The sequence below is a fragment of the Paenarthrobacter nitroguajacolicus genome (assembly GCF_029952445.1).
GTDB lineage: Bacteria > Actinomycetota > Actinomycetes > Actinomycetales > Micrococcaceae > Arthrobacter > Arthrobacter nitroguajacolicus_B.
In genome coordinates, this window is sequence record NZ_JAQPPK010000001.1 from 134,195 (window position 1) to 149,886 (window position 15,692).

Consider the following 15,692-nt stretch of genomic DNA (forward strand, 5'->3'; position numbering starts at 1 on the left):
GTGGAGAGCCTTTTGGCAACGGCGTTACTCGGACTTTGTTTCGGGCTTGGCAGCGGGCTTTGACTCCGACTTAACCTCAGGCTTGAAGTCGACGCCTGCTTCCTTGCGCTGCTGCGGCGTGATCGGGGCAGGAGCGGCCGTCAGGGGGTCATAGCCGTTGCCCGACTTCGGGAAGGCAATGACATCGCGGATCGACTCCACGCCCGCGAGCAGCGCCACCACGCGGTCCCAGCCGAGGGCCATGCCGCCATGGGGAGGCGCGCCATACTTGAAGCCCTCCAGCAGGAAGCCGAACTTCGTTTCGGCGTCTTCCTTGTCCAGGCCCATGAGCTGGAACACGCGTTCCTGCACTTCGCGGTCGTGGATACGAATCGAACCGCCGCCGATTTCGTTGCCATTGCAGACGATGTCGTAGGCGTAGGACAGGGCCGACTCGGGGTCCTTGTCGAACGTGTCCAGGAATTCGGGCTTGGGCGAGGTGAACGCGTGGTGCACAGCCGTCCACTGGCCGGCACCCACTGCGACGTCACCCGAAGCGACGGCAGCCGCGGCGGGCTCGAACATCGGGGCGTCCACGATCCATACGAAGGCCCAATCGTTGGGATCGATCAGGCCCGTGCGGTGACCGATTTCAACGCGGGCAGCACCGAGCAGTGCACGGGCTGCGGACTTCTCACCGGCGGCGAAGAAGATGCAATCGCCCGGCTTGGCACCGACGGCGTCGGCCAGGCCTTCACGTTCGGCGTCGGTCAGGTTCTTGGCGACCGGGCCAGCCAGTTCGCCGTCTTCCTTGAAGAGCACGTAGGCCAGGCCCTTGTGCCCGCGCTGCTTGGCGAATTCCTGCCAGCCGTCCAGGGTGCGGCGCGGCTGGGAAGCGCCGCCCGGCATCACAACTGCGCCCACGTAAGGGGCCTTGAAGACGCCGAAGTTGGTGTCCTTGAAGAATTCGGTCAGTTCGGTCAGCTCGACACCGAAACGCAGGTCCGGCTTGTCGGAGCCGTACTTGGCCATGGCGTCCAGGTACGTCATGCGGCGGATCGGCGTGGGGATCTCGACGTCGATCAGCTGCCAGAGCGCCTTGACGATTGCTTCGCCGAGTTCAATGACGTCGTCCTGGTCCACGAAGCTGGCTTCGATGTCCAGCTGGGTGAATTCCGGCTGGCGGTCGGCACGGAAATCCTCATCGCGGTAGCAGCGTGCGATCTGGTAGTACTTCTCGAAGCCGCCCACTTGGAGGAGCTGCTTGAAAAGCTGCGGCGACTGCGGGAGGGCGTACCAGGATCCCGGGGCCAAGCGGGCCGGGACAACGAAGTCGCGGGCGCCTTCCGGCGTCGAACGCGTCAGCGTTGGGGTCTCGATCTCGACGTAGCCGCGCTGGTGCAGCAGCTCGCGGGCCACTCGGTTGGCTTCCGAACGAAGCCGCATGTTGCGTGCGGGGCCGGGGCGGCGAAGGTCGAGGTAGCGGTGCTTCAGGCGTGCTTCCTCGCCAACCTCGACGTGTTCGTCGATCTGGAACGGCAGCGGCTCGGAAGTGTTGAGGATGACCACCTTGTCGGCGATGACCTCAATCTCCCCCGTTGCCAGGGCCGGGTTCTCGTTGCCTTCAGGACGCTTGTTGACCGTGCCTGTGACCTGCAGGACGTACTCGTTCCGGAGGCCGTGGAAGACCTCTTCCTCACGGACAACCACCTGGGCCACGCCGGACGCGTCGCGCAGGTCAACGAATGCAACGCCACCGTGATCACGGCGCCGGCCCACCCAGCCGGCCAGGGTAACGGTTTGTCCAATGTGCTCGGAACGAAGGGATCCGAGGTCATGTGTGCGCAGCACAGCATTCCTTTCAGCATGAAATTTAGAGGGACCGCTGCAAGGCGGTCCCGTCCGAGTTTACCCGCCCCGGCCGCGGCTCCCGCCAAAGGGCGGGACAAGCATTGTTCTGGTCAGGCCGTGGTGACGCGGACGTGGAGGTCTTCCTCGGGCGGCGTCCAGCTCATGGGATCGGCATCGACCTGCTCACCGGAGCGGATGTCCTTGACCTGGTGCTTTCCGTCGTCGTCGGTGAACCACACAAACGGAATGCCGCGCCGGTCGGCAAACTTGATCTGCTTGCCGAACTTATCTGCCTTCGCGGCAACCTCGGTAGCAATGCCGCGGCCACGCAACGAGGCTGCGATGTCCTGGGCGGCCGACCAGCTGTCGTCGGTATTCAGGGCGACCAGAACGGCCGTAGGCACGGCGCGGGAGGCCGACGCCAGTTCCTGGCTGAGGATGCGTGAGACAAGGCGCGTCACGCCGATGGAAAGCCCGACGCCGGGGAACTTGCGGTTGCCCTTGCTGGCCAGCGCGTCGTAGCGCCCGCCGGAACAGATCGAACCGAGCTGCTCGTGCCCCACGAGCACGGTTTCGACAACCGTGCCCGTGTAGTAATCGAGGCCGCGGGCGATGCTCAGGTCGGCAACAACCTTGCCCGGCGCACGCTGCACGGCAGCCTCGATGACCTGCTGAAGCTCACTCAGGCCTTCGTCGAGGAGGGCATCCTTCACGCCGAGTGCGCGGACCTGGTCCACGAACGATGTGTCTTCCGTTCGGATCGTGGCAAGCTGAAGGGCAAGGGCTGCCTGCTCGTCGGTGGCACCGAGCTCTGACTTGAGCAACCCGGCTACCTTGTCGGCACCGATTTTTTCGAGTTTGTCGATGCTCCGCAGCACGCCGGCCGTATCCGTCAGGCCAATGCCGCGATAGAAGCCCTCGGCCAGCTTCCTGTTGTTGATCCGGAGCCGGAAATCCGGAATCGGAAGGGCGCTCAGGGCTTCTGCGATAACCAGCGCGATCTCCACGTCGTAGCGGAACGGCAGTTCGCCGTCACCGACGACGTCAATGTCGGCCTGGGTGAACTCGCGCGCGCGGCCTTCCTGGGGGCGTTCGCCACGCCACACCTTCTGGATCTGGTAGCGGCGGAACGGAAATGCCAGGTAGCCCGCGTTTTCCACAACGTAGCGCGCAAAAGGAACCGTCAGGTCGAAGTGCAGTGCGAGGGCGTTGGGATCCGACTTGTCCGAACCGTTCTGCTTGGCGGCCTCGGCTTCCTCATCCTGGAGCCGGCTGAGGCCATAGACCTCTTTATCGATCTCGCCCTTGCGAAGCAACTGGCCCACCGTTTCGACGGCACGGGTCTCAATGGAGGAAAAGCCATGCAGCTCAAACGTTTTCCGGAGCGTATCCAGCACGTGGAGCTCCACCAACCGCTCCTCGGGAAGCCACTCGGGGAATCCGGACAGGGAGGCGGTACGTGCCATGGTGGAATTGTCTCCTCGAAGAAAGCTGACGCAGGCTTCGGCGCCGCAGCTTTAAACGTCCGTTCGGCGTTTACAGGGCGGGCGTCCAGCCGGTCATGCATAAACTATGTGCGGCAGCCAGTTTATGCTTTCCGCGCGTGCACATCTAATGCAGCATGCCCGGGTTCCTGTTGGCGGCCATCCAAAGTGCACATCATCAGGAGGACTCTTGGCAACAAGGTCGCGGGATGACCGCGAAGCGAAAAGGCGCATCAGGCAGATGGAAGCCAAGCGCGCCCTGCGGCAGGAACAGGGAAAGCGCCGCAAACGCGACAACACCATCGCCATCGGTGCGGGTGCTGCGGCGGTTGTGCTCGCCGTCGTCCTCCAGCTCACCGTGTTCAGTTCCAACCCCACTGAAGACGAATTCGCCGCTGCCGAAGCCGGACTCACGTCGCCTTCGGCCTCACCCACCGCCTCCAACAGTGCCGATGTCCCCAGCGCCGACACCGCAGCAGGCAAGACCTTCACCGGCGAGCTCTCCCTGAACGGCGGTGTCGTAGGCGTCGAATTGAATGGCACTGCCGCTCCGCAGGCGGCCGCGGTCCTGAAGTCACTGAGCGACGCCGGCTATTACAGCGGGGCGAACTGCCACCGGCTTACCACCTCCGAGACGTTCGGCCTCCTGCAGTGTGGCGCGAAATCCGAGGACGGCGCCGATGATCCCAACTACCGCTGGGGTCCCCTGGAAAACACTCCCGCGGACAACAACTACCCTGCCGGAACCATCGCCATTGCCCGCAGCGGCAATAATGCCTATGGCAACGGCCACCAGTTCTTCATTGTCTACAAGGACACCACTATCCCGGCGGATACTGCCGGTGGGTACACAGTGGTGGGCAAGGTGACAAGCGGACTGGACGTAGTCACCAAGATCGCCGCGGCCGGCCTCAAACCCGGCGAAAACACCACCGACGGCGCCCCTGTGGCACCTGTCACGATAGACTCGTTTTCTCTGAAGTAACCAGCTCCAGGCCCCGGCCCGGGGTGCATTGCCTTAGCAGTCCCTCCAAGCGAAAGACTTTTAGCGGTGACAGACAGTCAGAAATCCGACGAAACAGCAGCAGTGGCCAACGATGAAGCGGTCGAGGTGATCGAAGCAAACGGGGCCGAGGCACCGTCCGAAGCTGCCCCTGCACCGGCTGCCGCCGAACCCCCGGCACCACGTCCGGCACCGTCCGCGGCCCCGTCCCCCGCGGCCTTTGCGGCACGCCCCAAGGCGCCCGCCCCTGTTGTTCCTGCCGCCCCGGCAGTATCTGCCGCATCGCTCGCCGAAGCTGCCAAGTGGGGGCGCGCTGAAGGAGACGGCCACGTCTTCCTGACGCTGGATGGCGAGGAGATCGCCGTCGGGCAATACCCGGGAGTCAGCCCCGACGAAGCCTTGGGCTATTTCGCCCGGAAGTTCGACGACGTCATCGCCCAGGTGGTCCTGCTGGAACACCGGGTGGAATCCAAGGCTCCGGCAACAGATATGCAGAAGACCGTCACCCATCTGCGTGAGCAACTGGCCGAGCGCAACATGGTCGGTGACATCCGTTCCGCCGAGGCCCGGTTGGACACCCTGTCCACGCAAATTCTCGAGCTGGAGAAGTCCGAAAAAGCCGCCCACGACGCCGTGCGGGCCAGCGAACTCGCTGCCCGCGAGGCAATCGTCTCTGAAGCGGAGTCCATTGCCGGCCAGGATCCCGCACAGATCCAGTGGAAAACTTCCAGCGCGCGCATGAACGAACTCTTTGAGTCCTGGAAGGCCGCACAGAAGAGCGGCGTCCGGCTGGGACGCAGCAACGAGGACGCCTTGTGGAAGCGGTTCCGCTCGGCCCGCACGGTGTTTGACCGGCACCGCCGCGCCTACTTCTCGCAGCTGGACAGCAATAACTCCGCCGCGAAGTCCGCCAAGGAGGCCCTGATCGCAGAGGCCGAGGCACTTTCCTCGTCGACTGACTGGGGCTACGCCGCCGGTGAATACCGCAGGCTCATGGATCAGTGGAAGGCCACCCCCCGGGCCAGCCGCAAGGATGATGACGCATTGTGGGGCCGGTTCCGCGCCGCACAGGACGTCTTCTTCAGCAACCGACAGGCTGCCAACGAACAGATCGACCAGGAATACACTGCGAACCTGGCCGTCAAGGAGCAACTGGTTGCCGAGGCCCAGGCATTGCTGCCCATCAAGGACCTCAACGCCGCCAAGAAGGCACTGCAGTCCATTCGTGATCGTTGGGAAGATGCCGGCAAGGTCCCGCGTGCCGACATGGGCCGGATCGAGGCAGGCCTTCGCAAGGTCGAAGATGCTGTCCGCGAAGCCGAAGAAGAGAAGTGGCGCCGGAGCAACCCGGAAACCAAGGCACGCACCAACAGTGCCTTGACCCAACTCGAAGCCGCAATTGCGGGCCTCAAGGACGATCTCGACAAGGCAGAGAAAGCTGGCGACCAGCGCCGTATCAAGGCTGCCCGTGAAGCCCTGGAAGCCCGCCAGGCCTGGCTTGACCAGATCCAGCGTTCGGCCAGCGATCTCGCCTGACCATATCTGACGTTGCCGCAGGCTCCGTACCGGTTATCCACATAGCCGGGACGGAGCCTGTACTCGTTAGGCGGCCCCGCGGAATGATCGAGTGATGGTCCCCGCTGTCACCGCCCCGCAATTACTCGAGCCGGTCATTCCCGAGCTCTACTCCCCTGGCCGCATCTTTAGCTGGAACGAGCTCCAGGGGATGGCCTTCGATGGCATCCTGCTGCCCCTGTACGGGAAGAATTACTCCTCGCCTGGCGTGGCCATCACCCACAGGCTCCGCGCCCGGGCAGCAGCCCTGAGCGTACCGGAGCGGATCCGCACCAAAGTGGTGGCAGGCAGACTCACCGCCGCCTGGATTTACGGCTGCGCCAAACCGCCCGAAAAGTTGTCGCTCCTGGTTGATGCCAAGCACCGGATCTCAAGCCTTCGCGGCACCATGGGCTGCAGCCTGCACGAAGTACGGCTGGGGCAGATGGATGTCGTGAGCCTTGGCGGCATGCTGGTGAGCACTCCGCTCAGGACAGCGGCCGACATCGCCCTCCACGTTGAAATGGAGCGTGCATTGCCAGTACTGAAGCGGCTCCTGGACAGGCCGGAACTTGGCATCAGGCTACGGCTTCTGATCCTGGCCGTGGAAGCCGCTCCTCGGGTGCCCCACAAGAAACGCGCCTTGGCCACCCTGGCCCAACTCATGCCGGCGACCACGCAGCCCTAGTTCCGGCGGCGGTTTCCTGTGGTGCGGTAGACGTCAAAGACACCATCGATGCGGCGCACTGCGTTCAAAACGTGGTGCAGGTACTTGGGATCGCCCATTTCGAACGCAAACTTGGAGATTGCAACCCTGTCACTGGAGGTGTGAACGGATGCCGCAAGGATGTTGACGTGGTTTTCCGACAGGATGCGGGTCACGTCGGACAGCAGCGATTTCCGGTCCAGTGCTTCCACCTGGATTTCCACCAGGAACACGCTGGACTGCGTAGGCGCCCATTCGACGTCGACAATCCTGTCAGGCTGGTCCCGCAACCCCGAGACATTGGTGCAGTCAGTCCGGTGCACGGACACACCGGAACCGCGCGTTACAAAGCCAAGGATGGGGTCAGGCGGTACAGGTGTGCAGCACCGGGCAAGCTTGACCCACACATCGCCCACGCCCCTGACAATCACGCCCGAATCCGAGAACTTGGACTTGGCTACCTGGGTGGGGATGCTGACCTCGTCCAGGTCCTCATCCGGGGTCTCGTGCCCGCCGAGGTGCTCCATGAGCTTTTCCATGACGGACTGCGCGGATGTGTGCCCGTCGCCGACCCCTGCGTAGAGTCCGGAGATGTCGACGTAATGGAAATCCTCAGCAACCGCCGACAGGGCATCGTGGGTCATGAGCCGCTGCAGCGGCAAGTTCTGCTTGCGCATGGCACGAGTCAGCATGTCCTTGCCACGGTCGATCGCTTCTTCGCGACGCTCCTTGGTGAACCACTGCCTGATCTTGTTCCGCGCCCGGGCCGACTTGACGAAGTGTTGCCAGTCCTGGCTGGGGCCTGCGCCTTCGGCCTTGGAGGTGAAAATTTCCACCCAGTCGCCATGGTTCAGTTCGCTGTTCAGCGGGACGAGCTTGCCGTTGACGCGTGCGCCGATGGTCCGGTGCCCCACTTCGGTGTGCACAGCGTAGGCGAAGTCCACCGGGGTGGACCCGGCGGGAAGCGCCATGACCTCACCCTTGGGCGTGAAGACGAAGACTTCCCGGGCGTTGATCTCGTAACGCAGGGAATCCAGGAACTCGCCTGGGTCGGACGTTTCCTGCTGCCAGTCGACCAGGGACCGCAGCCAACCCATATCGCCGTCCCGGGGGCTGCCCGGACCTTGTGCCGTCCGGTTTGGCTGGTCTTTGTACTTCCAGTGGGCGGCCACACCATACTCTGCCCGCCGGTGCATCTCGTGCGTCCGGATCTGGATCTCGACAGGTTTGCCGCCAGGCCCGATCACCGTTGTATGCAGCGATTGGTACATGTTGAACTTCGGCATCGCGATGTAGTCCTTGAACCTGCCCGGCAGGGGGTTCCATCGCGAGTGGAGGGTGCCAAGTGCCGCATAACAGTCACGGACGGAGTCAACCAGAACCCGGACACCCATGAGGTCATTGATGTCGTCGAAATCCTTATCCCGGACGATCATCTTCTGGTAGATGGAGTAGTAATGCTTCGGGCGGCCCGTGATGGTGGCCTTGATCCGGGCAGTCCGGAGATCGTCCGCTATCTGGTTGCGGATGACGCTCAGGCTCTTTTCGCGCTCCGGCGTCCGATCCCCCACCATCCGGACGATTTCTTCGTACACCTTGGGGTAGAGGGCTGCGAAGGACAGGTCCTCCAGCTCCCATTTGATGGTGTTCATGCCCAGTCGGTGGGCCAGTGGCGCGAAGATCTCCAGGGTTTCACGCGCCTTGCGCGAGGAGGATTCGGCAGAGACGAACCGCCAGGTGCGCGCGTTGTGCAAGCGGTCGGCCAGTTTGATCATGAGGACGCGGATGTCCTTGGCCATGGCAACGACCATTTTGCGGACGGTTTCGGACTGTGCCGCTTCACCGAAGCTGACCTTGTCCAGCTTGGTGACGCCGTCCACCAGCATTGCAACTTCCGGCCCGAAATCACGCGTCAGGTCCGCCAGGGTGTAGGGGGTGTCCTCCACGGTGTCGTGCAGCAATGCAGCGGCCAGGGTGGTGCCCGTCATGCCAAGTTCGGCCAGGATGGTGGCCACGGCAACCGGGTGCGTGATGTAGGGATCGCCGCTCTTGCGTTTCTGCCCCTGGTGGCTCCGCTCGGCCACGGCAAACGCGCGCTGGATCAGGTCGAAATCTTCTTTGGGGTTGTTTGCCCTGACCGTCCGCAGCAAAGGCTCGAGGATCGGCGAGTACGGGGCGACGCCTCGTCCGGTCAGTCGCGCGAGCCGGGAACGCGTGCGTTCCCTTCGGCCGGGGAACGTCGGACGGGCTCCGGGCATGTCCACCGGAACCGCGCTTGAAGCCCGGCCGGGCACGCCTGTTGCTGGGACCGCCACTGCATTGCGGTCGTCTTCCCCGCCCGCCGGTGGTGCCGACGTCGCACGTTCTTCCACAGAAGTACCCCTCACAACCGATTTAATTCTTCCAGTCTATTCCCGCAACTGAATGCTTCTGCAACTGGACAGCACATGACGATCGCAGCGGCAAGTCAAAGAGCCGTCCACCGCACGGTTGCGGTGGACGGCTCTTTGGACAATAACGGGTCCGTTGGCCCCTTATACGGTGGCTTCTGCCCTGCGCTGGCTTACCTTCTTGGCCTGCTTGAGGAGGTCCGGCTCCCCCTGGCGCAGCCAAGCGTAAAGCGGGGCCGCGATGAAGATCGTGGCAGCAGTTCCGATCAGGATACCCACGAACAACGCAAGCGACAGGTCACGCAAGGTACCAGCTCCGAGGAGCCCTGCACCGATGAAGAGGATCGCCGCCACCGGAAGCACCGCCACCATCATGGTGTTGATGGAACGCACCAACGTCTGGTTGACGGCCAGGTTGACTTCCTCGCCAAAGGTACGGCGCGAGGACGTGTAGATGTCCGAAGTGTTTTCACGGATCTTGTCGAAGACCACCACGGTGTCGTACAGCGAATAACTCAGGACGGTCAGGAAGCCGATGATGGCCGACGGCGTTACTTCGAAATCGCTCAAGGCGTAGACGCCCGCGGTGGTAAACATGGTGACGAGCATGCCAACAAGGGCTGACAGCGACATCTTCCAGGTCCTGAAGTACAACGCCATGAGGACTGCCGCCAAACCAACGAACACCACCAGGCCGATGAGGGCCTGCCGGGTAACGTCCTGGCCCCAGGTCGGTCCGACGAAGTTGGAGGTCACCTCGTTCTCCGTGACGCCATAGGCGCTGGTGAGTCCGTCCTTGATGCGGTTGGTCTCGTCGTCGGTCAACTGGTCCGTCTGGATCCGCATGGTGTTGCCCGCCACGTTGGCGACGCGCGGAATGGCGTTGGGGACGACGTCGTGGACAGCCTTCTCCCCAAGGGCTGCGTCGGTGGAGCTCACGTTGGACACTGTGAACTCCGAGCCGCCGCGGAACTCGATGCCGAGGTTGAAGCCGCCCTTGACCACAGGGATCAGGATGGACAACGCGACGGCAACGGCCGCGATGGTGAACCAGATCTTCTTGGACTTGACGAAGTTGTAGGAGCGTTTGCCCGTGTACAGCTCATGGCCGAAGGTTGCGAAGCTCGTAGTCATTACTTCTCCTCCTTGCTGCCGTTGGAAGTACCAGTCAACTGGCCCTTCGCGGCAAGGCGCCGTTCGGCGATGGTCATGCGTCGTTCCGCTTCAGCGGCTGCTCCGGCATTGCGGGGACGGACCGCCGTCGGCTTTTCATCCGGGGTCCGGAGCCGTCCGGCTCCGCGATACAGCGGTACCGCGCCCAGGCGGTCCGGTGACAATCCGGAGAAGCGGTGCCCTTCGCCGAAGAACTTGGTGCGGGCAAGGACCTGAAGCATCGGGTGCGTGAACATGAACACCACGAGGAGGTCGGCCAGCGCCGTCAAGCCCAGCGTGAAGGCAAAGCCACGGACGTTTCCGACAGCCACGAAGTACAGGACCAGTGCGGCCAGGAGGTTCACGGCCTTGGAGGCCAGGACGGTTCGCTTGGCGCGCTTCCAGCCGTTCTCGACGGCGGATACCAGTCCGCGTCCCTCGCGCAGTTCGTCACGGATACGTTCGAAGTAGACGATGAAGGAGTCTGCGGTCTGGCCAATGGCCACAATCAAACCTGCCACGCCGGCCAGCGACAACCTGTAGTTCTCAGTCCAGCCGAGGATGGCAATGGCCAGATAGGTCAGCAACCCGGCGACTACAAGGGAAGCGATGGTGACGAATCCCAAAGCCCGGTACTGGAAGAGGGAGTAGATCACAACCAGCACCAGGCCGATCATGCCGGCCAAAAGTCCGAGTCGGAGCTGGTCGCCACCGAGCGTCGCGGAGATCTGTTCCTGGGACTGGATTTCGAAACTGATCGGCAGGGCGCCATAGCGCAACTGGTCGGACAATGCCTTGGCGCTGGCTTGGGTGAAGTTGCCGGTGATCTGCGGCTTGCCGTCCGTGATGACGGCAAGTGCGCGCGGTGCGGAGAGCACTTTGTCGTCAAGGACAATGGCGAACTGGGACTTCGGATCCTCGGTGCCCTGGGCCTGTGCGGCTACATAGAACTGGTTGAGCCGTTCGGTAACAGCTTTGAACTTTGCCGTGGCATCGCCGTTGAAGACGATGTTCACGCCCCAGGCGTTGGTGACCGAACCCTGTGCGCCCTGGACCTGGGAGAACGTGGAATCGCTGATGTCCTGGCCCTTGACCTCTACCGGACCAAGAATGTACTTGGTCGCAGGAGTCTTGTCTGTAGCGGGCTCACATGCCACCAGTGGTTTGGCAGGATCCGAGCGGTCGCGTTTCTCCGCTGACGGATTGACGCAATCCAGTGCCTCGAATTCCTTTTGAACGTCCGGGGTTACCCAGTTGATGTCGCTGGCGTTCGCAGGCTCGGCAGTCGGCTTGTTCAACTGGTCATCCGGGGTCCGCTGTTCTGCGGGGATGGCGGCAGGGTCGCCGGCGGCGATAACAGGCCGGAAGTTCATGTCAGCAGAAGCCTGGATAAGGTCCCGGGTTTCCTTGGAAGGTGTTCCCGGCAGGCTGACAACGACGTTGCGGCCGGACTGCGTGCTGATTTCGGCCTCGGCGACGCCGGAACCGTCCACGCGCTGGCGGATGATCGCCACTGCCTGGTTGAGTTGCTCCTCATTGATGTCGGATGCACCCTCCACACGGGGGGCCAGGATCATCTGGGTTCCACCCTCGAGGTCCAGTGCAAGCTTGGGCGCCCAGCTCGCATGGCCAGTCATCACACCGCCAGCCAGGACAGCAGTGAGTACAACGAATATTGCTCCAAGCCAGGTCAGCACCCTGCGGGCTGAATTTTTGGGGCCGGTCCGTGCCATTATCGATCTTCCTGTTATCGCCGGACAGCCGCCGGCGGGCGCTGGTAAGCGTCTGCCGGCGGCTCTCCGCTGCCGTAGAAGTTGCCTTGCGCGGTGATGCCGCGACTGACGATGCTAGTTGTCCTTCTTGTCCTCTTTGTTGAGGCGCGCAATGGTCTCTTCCGGCGTCTCGCCGGCCGCAGGGGTTTCCGTACCCGTAACGGTCAAAGAAGAAGCGTCGTCGGGAACCACGGGGGCTTCCTCGGGGGCAGCCTCAACCACCTTGGTGACAGCCTGGCGGTGAACGGTGGCCAGGTTGCCCGGCGAGAGTTCGATAACGACCTTGTTTTCGGCTTCATCGATGGACACGATCCGGCCGAAGAGGCCGAAGCTGGTCATGACGTCGACTCCCGGAGCGAACTTGGACTGCATCTCAGCCTGCTGCTGCTGGGTCTTCTTGTTGCGGCGGAACATCATGAAGACAAAGAGTCCAAGCATGACGAACAGCAATATGGTCATTGGATCCACAGGGAAGTTCCGTTCTGTACTTACGTTTTGGTTCACGGCAACGTCCCTGGCAGATCCGCGAGGCTGGCGCATGGATCAAGGACTCGAACGTGCCGAGCGTCATACCAGTCTAGAGGGAAAAGCTGAACACAGCGTGTTAACCGGCAGTATCTACGCTTTCGGCGTGGTTTTCGTCCTCTTCAAACAGTGCGAGCGTCTCCTGGCCGAATACTCCCGCCGGTACGGCATACCCCAGATGGGTCCAGGCAGAAGCCATCGCTATCCGGCCCCGGGGCGTCCGTCCGAGCAATCCTTCGCGCACGAGGAAGGGCTCAGCCACCGTTTCGACGGTCTCAGGCTCTTCACCCACAGCAATCGCCAGGGTGGACAGCCCCACGGGACCACCATTGAACTTGGTGATCAAGGCTTCCAGGACGGAACGGTCCAGCCGGTCAAGACCCCGCTGGTCTACTTCGTACATGTCCAAAGCAGCCGACGCAGACCTCGCGTCGATCTGGTCAATGCCGTGGACCAAGGCCCAGTCACGAACACGGCGAAGCAGGCGGTTGGCAATACGCGGCGTGCCACGCGACCGACCGGCAATCTCCGTGAATCCGGCCGAGTTGACCTTCAAATCCAAGAGGCCCGCCGAACGGCGAAGGACCAGTTCAAGTTCGGCAACCGAGTAGAACTCAAGATGGCCGGTGAAGCCGAAGCGGTCGCGCAAGGGTCCGGGGAGGAGCCCGGCCCGGGTTGTGGCTCCCACCAGGGTGAAGGGCGGAAGTTCAAGGGGAATGGCCGTTGCACCGGCCCCCTTGCCCACCACGATGTCCACCCGGAAGTCTTCCATGGCCATATACAGCATTTCTTCCGCCGGCCGGGACATCCGGTGGATCTCGTCAAGGAACAGGACCTCGCCCTCCGAGAGGGAAGAGAGTATCGCGGCAAGGTCTCCGGCATGCTGGATGGCCGGACCGCTGCTGATACGCAGCGGAGCGTTCATTTCCGCGGCAATGATCATGGCCAGAGTGGTCTTGCCAAGTCCTGGCGGCCCGGACATGAGCACATGGTCCGCGCTGCGCCCACGCATTTTCGACGCCTCGAGTACCAGGGCAAGCTGCTTGCGGACCCGGTGCTGGCCCACGAAGTCGTGCAGGTTCTTCGGGCGAAGGGCAGCCTCAATGACCCGCTCCTCCGGCTCCTCTCCCCCGCTGACCAGTGACTGCTCAGCCACGGGTGCCTACGCGGTTGCCGGCGCGCGCGCCGTCCTGGCCAAGCCAACGCAGGGTGGCGCGGAGAATCTGTGCCACGTTTCCTGCATCGACCAGTTCGGGCGAATCCGCCATGGCTTTGTCGATGCTTCCGGTGGCGTCCTTCTCCGACCATCCGAGGCTGGTCATGGCGGCGACGACCTGCGGTTTCCATTCGGCCTTGATCGCGGCTTCTGGTGCGGTTGTGCTCCCGGTGCCATGGGGGACCAATTTCCCTGCGAGTTCAAGGACGATCCTGCCGGCAACCTTGGGCCCGATGCCTGGCACCTTCGTGAAGGCCTTGCCGTCTCCGGTGTGTGCTGCCACGCGTATGGCCTCCGGTTCGTGCACTGCGAGCACGGCCAAGGCCAGCCGCGGTCCCACGCCGCTGACACTGAGCAGGACGTCGAAAACTTCCCGTTCGTCGTCGTTGGCGAATCCAAAGAGGGTGAGGGAATCCTCGCGGACGATCATGGAGGTGAAAAGCTTGGCTTCAGTTCCCACCTTGAGGTGGCTCAAGGTCTGTGGCGTTGCGAACACACTCATGCCTGCACCGTTGAGGTCGATGACGGCGGTGGACAAGCCAACGTGGGCTACGGTTCCACGGAGAAAACTGATCAAGACCCGGCTCCTGAAGTACTGCCTGCCCCGGTGGCACCAATTGCGGCCGAAGCGGACTATCCGAACATATCTACGAATACCCTAGCAAGGGCGGCCGACAATCACCGCGCGCGGCGCGCTTTTGCTTCGGCTTCGGCCCACGCCTTTTGCGCCGGCGTGAGGGAACCAGCCCCCGACGCTCCCCCGGCAGCGCCCATCCCGCTTCCGGCCCGCCAGGCGTGTGTCAAAGCCAAGGCAAGGGCATCGGCGGCATCTGCGGGCTTGGGCGGTGAATCCAACCTCAGGATCTTGGTCACCAGCTTTGTCACGGCATCCTTGTTGGCCGTCCCGCTGCCGGTCACCGCAGCTTTGACCTCGGACGGGGTGTGCAGCGCCACCGGAATCCCACGGCGTGCCGCCGCGGCTATGACGACGCCCGAGGCCTGGGCAACGCCCATCACCGTGCTCACATTCATCTGGGAGAAAACGCGTTCGACGGCGACGACGTCCGGTTTGTGGAGGTCAAGCCACTCATCGATGGCCTGGGCTATCACCAGCAGGCGCTTGTCCAGGGTCAGTTCCGCCGAAGTTCCCACTACGCCGACCGCAACCATGGTGGCACGGCGGTTCCGCTCAATGTCCACAACGCCAATGCCGCAACGGGTAAGGCCCGGATCGACTCCCAATACGCGAAGAGTCAAGTCCGGGCCTTCCTGTTTGTTATCAAAATCGGGTGCTGCCGCGCCTACTCGGCGTCGAGGGCAGCCTGCACTTCCTCGCTGAAGTCCGCATTGCTGTAGACGTTCTGGACGTCGTCCAGGTCTTCAAGCGCATCGACGAGCTTCATGAACTTCTTGGCGCCATCGATGTCCAGGTCCACCTGCATGGAGGGAACAAATTCTGCTTCGTCGGTTTCGTACTCGATCCCGGCTTCCTTGAGGGCATCCCGGATGGCCTGGAGATCCGATGGCTCAGAGTGGATCTCCCAGTTCTCGCCGCTGTCCTTGACTTCCTCGGCACCGGCGTCCAGGACGGCCATGAGGATGTCGTCTTCGCTGAGGCCGTTCTTGGGCAGAACCACGACGCCCTTCCGGGCGAACAGGTAGCTGACAGAGCCGGGGTCGGCGATGGTGCCGCCGTTGCGCGAGATCGCCAGGCGCACCTCGGAGGCAGCACGGTTCTTGTTGTCGGTAAGGCATTCGATCAACAAGGCCGAGCCCTGCGGACCGCGGGCTTCGTACATGATCTCGGTGTAGTCCACTACCTCACCGGTGAGGCCGGCACCACGCTTGATGGCGCGGTCGATGTTGTCGTTGGGGACCGAAGTCTTCTTGGCCTTGGTGACGGCAAGTTCCAGGCCCGGGTTGCCGGCCAGGTCCGGTCCACCCATGCGGGCAGCGACTTCGATGTTCTTGATCAGTTTTGCGAACGACTTTGCACGCCTGCTGTCAATGATGGCTTTTTTGTGCTTGGTGGTCGCCCATTTGGAGTGGCCTGACATGCT

At 62.9% G+C, this 15,692-nt stretch carries 13 protein-coding genes; 3 read left to right on the plus strand and 10 right to left on the minus strand.

The annotated features are described in order from the left end of the window. Window positions 1-24: 24 nt before the first annotated feature. Window positions 25-1,830, minus strand: coding sequence for an aspartate--tRNA ligase (aspS, locus tag PJL15_RS00695; RefSeq protein WP_281449302.1), 1,806 nt, complete (start codon window positions 1,828-1,830; stop codon window positions 25-27). Window positions 1,831-1,940: 110 nt separating this feature from the next. Further along, the gene (hisS, locus tag PJL15_RS00700) at window positions 1,941-3,296 is read right to left on the minus strand and encodes a histidine--tRNA ligase (protein WP_281449303.1); all 1,356 of its coding nucleotides are present in this window, start codon (window positions 3,294-3,296) and stop codon (window positions 1,941-1,943) included. A 208-nt stretch (window positions 3,297-3,504) separates the two neighbouring features. Here hisS and PJL15_RS00705 point away from each other — a divergent pair, with 208 nt between their 5' ends. The 3 genes from PJL15_RS00705 to PJL15_RS00715 all read left to right on the plus strand — a co-directional run bounded on the left by PJL15_RS00705 (window position 3,505) and on the right by PJL15_RS00715 (window position 6,559). After that, a complete protein-coding gene (locus PJL15_RS00705) occupies window positions 3,505-4,299 on the plus strand; it encodes a peptidylprolyl isomerase (protein WP_281449304.1) in 795 nt (264 codons plus the stop codon). Window positions 4,300-4,365: 66 nt separating this feature from the next. Continuing rightward, a complete protein-coding gene (locus PJL15_RS00710) occupies window positions 4,366-5,853 on the plus strand; it encodes a DUF349 domain-containing protein (RefSeq protein WP_281449305.1) in 1,488 nt (495 codons plus the stop codon). Between the two features lie 94 nt (window positions 5,854-5,947). Then, window positions 5,948-6,559 carry a hypothetical protein gene (locus PJL15_RS00715; protein WP_281449306.1) on the plus strand — a complete coding sequence of 204 codons (612 nt, stop codon included), beginning with the start codon at window positions 5,948-5,950 and terminating at the stop codon, window positions 6,557-6,559. On the opposite strand, the gene PJL15_RS00720 is transcribed toward PJL15_RS00715, so the two are convergent. The 8 genes from PJL15_RS00720 to PJL15_RS00755 form a co-directional block, all read right to left on the minus strand. After that, window positions 6,556-8,949 (minus strand): RelA/SpoT family protein, encoded by a 2,394-nt coding sequence (locus PJL15_RS00720; protein ID WP_281449422.1) that lies wholly within the window; start codon window positions 8,947-8,949, stop codon window positions 6,556-6,558. The genes PJL15_RS00715 and PJL15_RS00720 overlap by 4 nt on opposite strands. A gap of 162 nt (window positions 8,950-9,111) precedes the next feature. Continuing rightward, a complete protein-coding gene (secF, locus tag PJL15_RS00725; RefSeq protein WP_281449307.1) occupies window positions 9,112-10,101 on the minus strand; it encodes a protein translocase subunit SecF in 990 nt (329 codons plus the stop codon). Next, window positions 10,101-11,852: a protein translocase subunit SecD gene (secD, locus tag PJL15_RS00730; RefSeq protein WP_281449308.1), complete on the minus strand. Its 1,752-nt coding sequence runs from the start codon at window positions 11,850-11,852 to the stop codon at window positions 10,101-10,103. The genes secF and secD overlap by 1 nt, the downstream gene beginning before the upstream one ends. A 114-nt stretch (window positions 11,853-11,966) precedes the next feature. Further along, a complete protein-coding gene (yajC, locus tag PJL15_RS00735) occupies window positions 11,967-12,350 on the minus strand; it encodes a preprotein translocase subunit YajC (protein ID WP_281449423.1) in 384 nt (127 codons plus the stop codon). Between the two features lie 145 nt (window positions 12,351-12,495). After that, entirely contained in the window at window positions 12,496-13,572 is a 1,077-nt protein-coding gene (ruvB, locus tag PJL15_RS00740; RefSeq protein WP_281449309.1) for a Holliday junction branch migration DNA helicase RuvB, read from the minus strand. After that, the gene (ruvA, locus tag PJL15_RS00745; RefSeq protein WP_281449310.1) at window positions 13,565-14,209 is read right to left on the minus strand and encodes a Holliday junction branch migration protein RuvA; all 645 of its coding nucleotides are present in this window, start codon (window positions 14,207-14,209) and stop codon (window positions 13,565-13,567) included. The genes ruvB and ruvA overlap by 8 nt, the downstream gene beginning before the upstream one ends. 101 nt (window positions 14,210-14,310) lie before the next feature. Further along, entirely contained in the window at window positions 14,311-14,889 is a 579-nt protein-coding gene (gene ruvC / locus PJL15_RS00750) for a crossover junction endodeoxyribonuclease RuvC (protein WP_281449311.1), read from the minus strand. Window positions 14,890-14,933: 44 nt separating this feature from the next. Beyond that, window positions 14,934-15,689 (minus strand): YebC/PmpR family DNA-binding transcriptional regulator, encoded by a 756-nt coding sequence (locus PJL15_RS00755; RefSeq protein WP_262275139.1) that lies wholly within the window; start codon window positions 15,687-15,689, stop codon window positions 14,934-14,936. Window positions 15,690-15,692 lie beyond the last annotated feature (3 nt).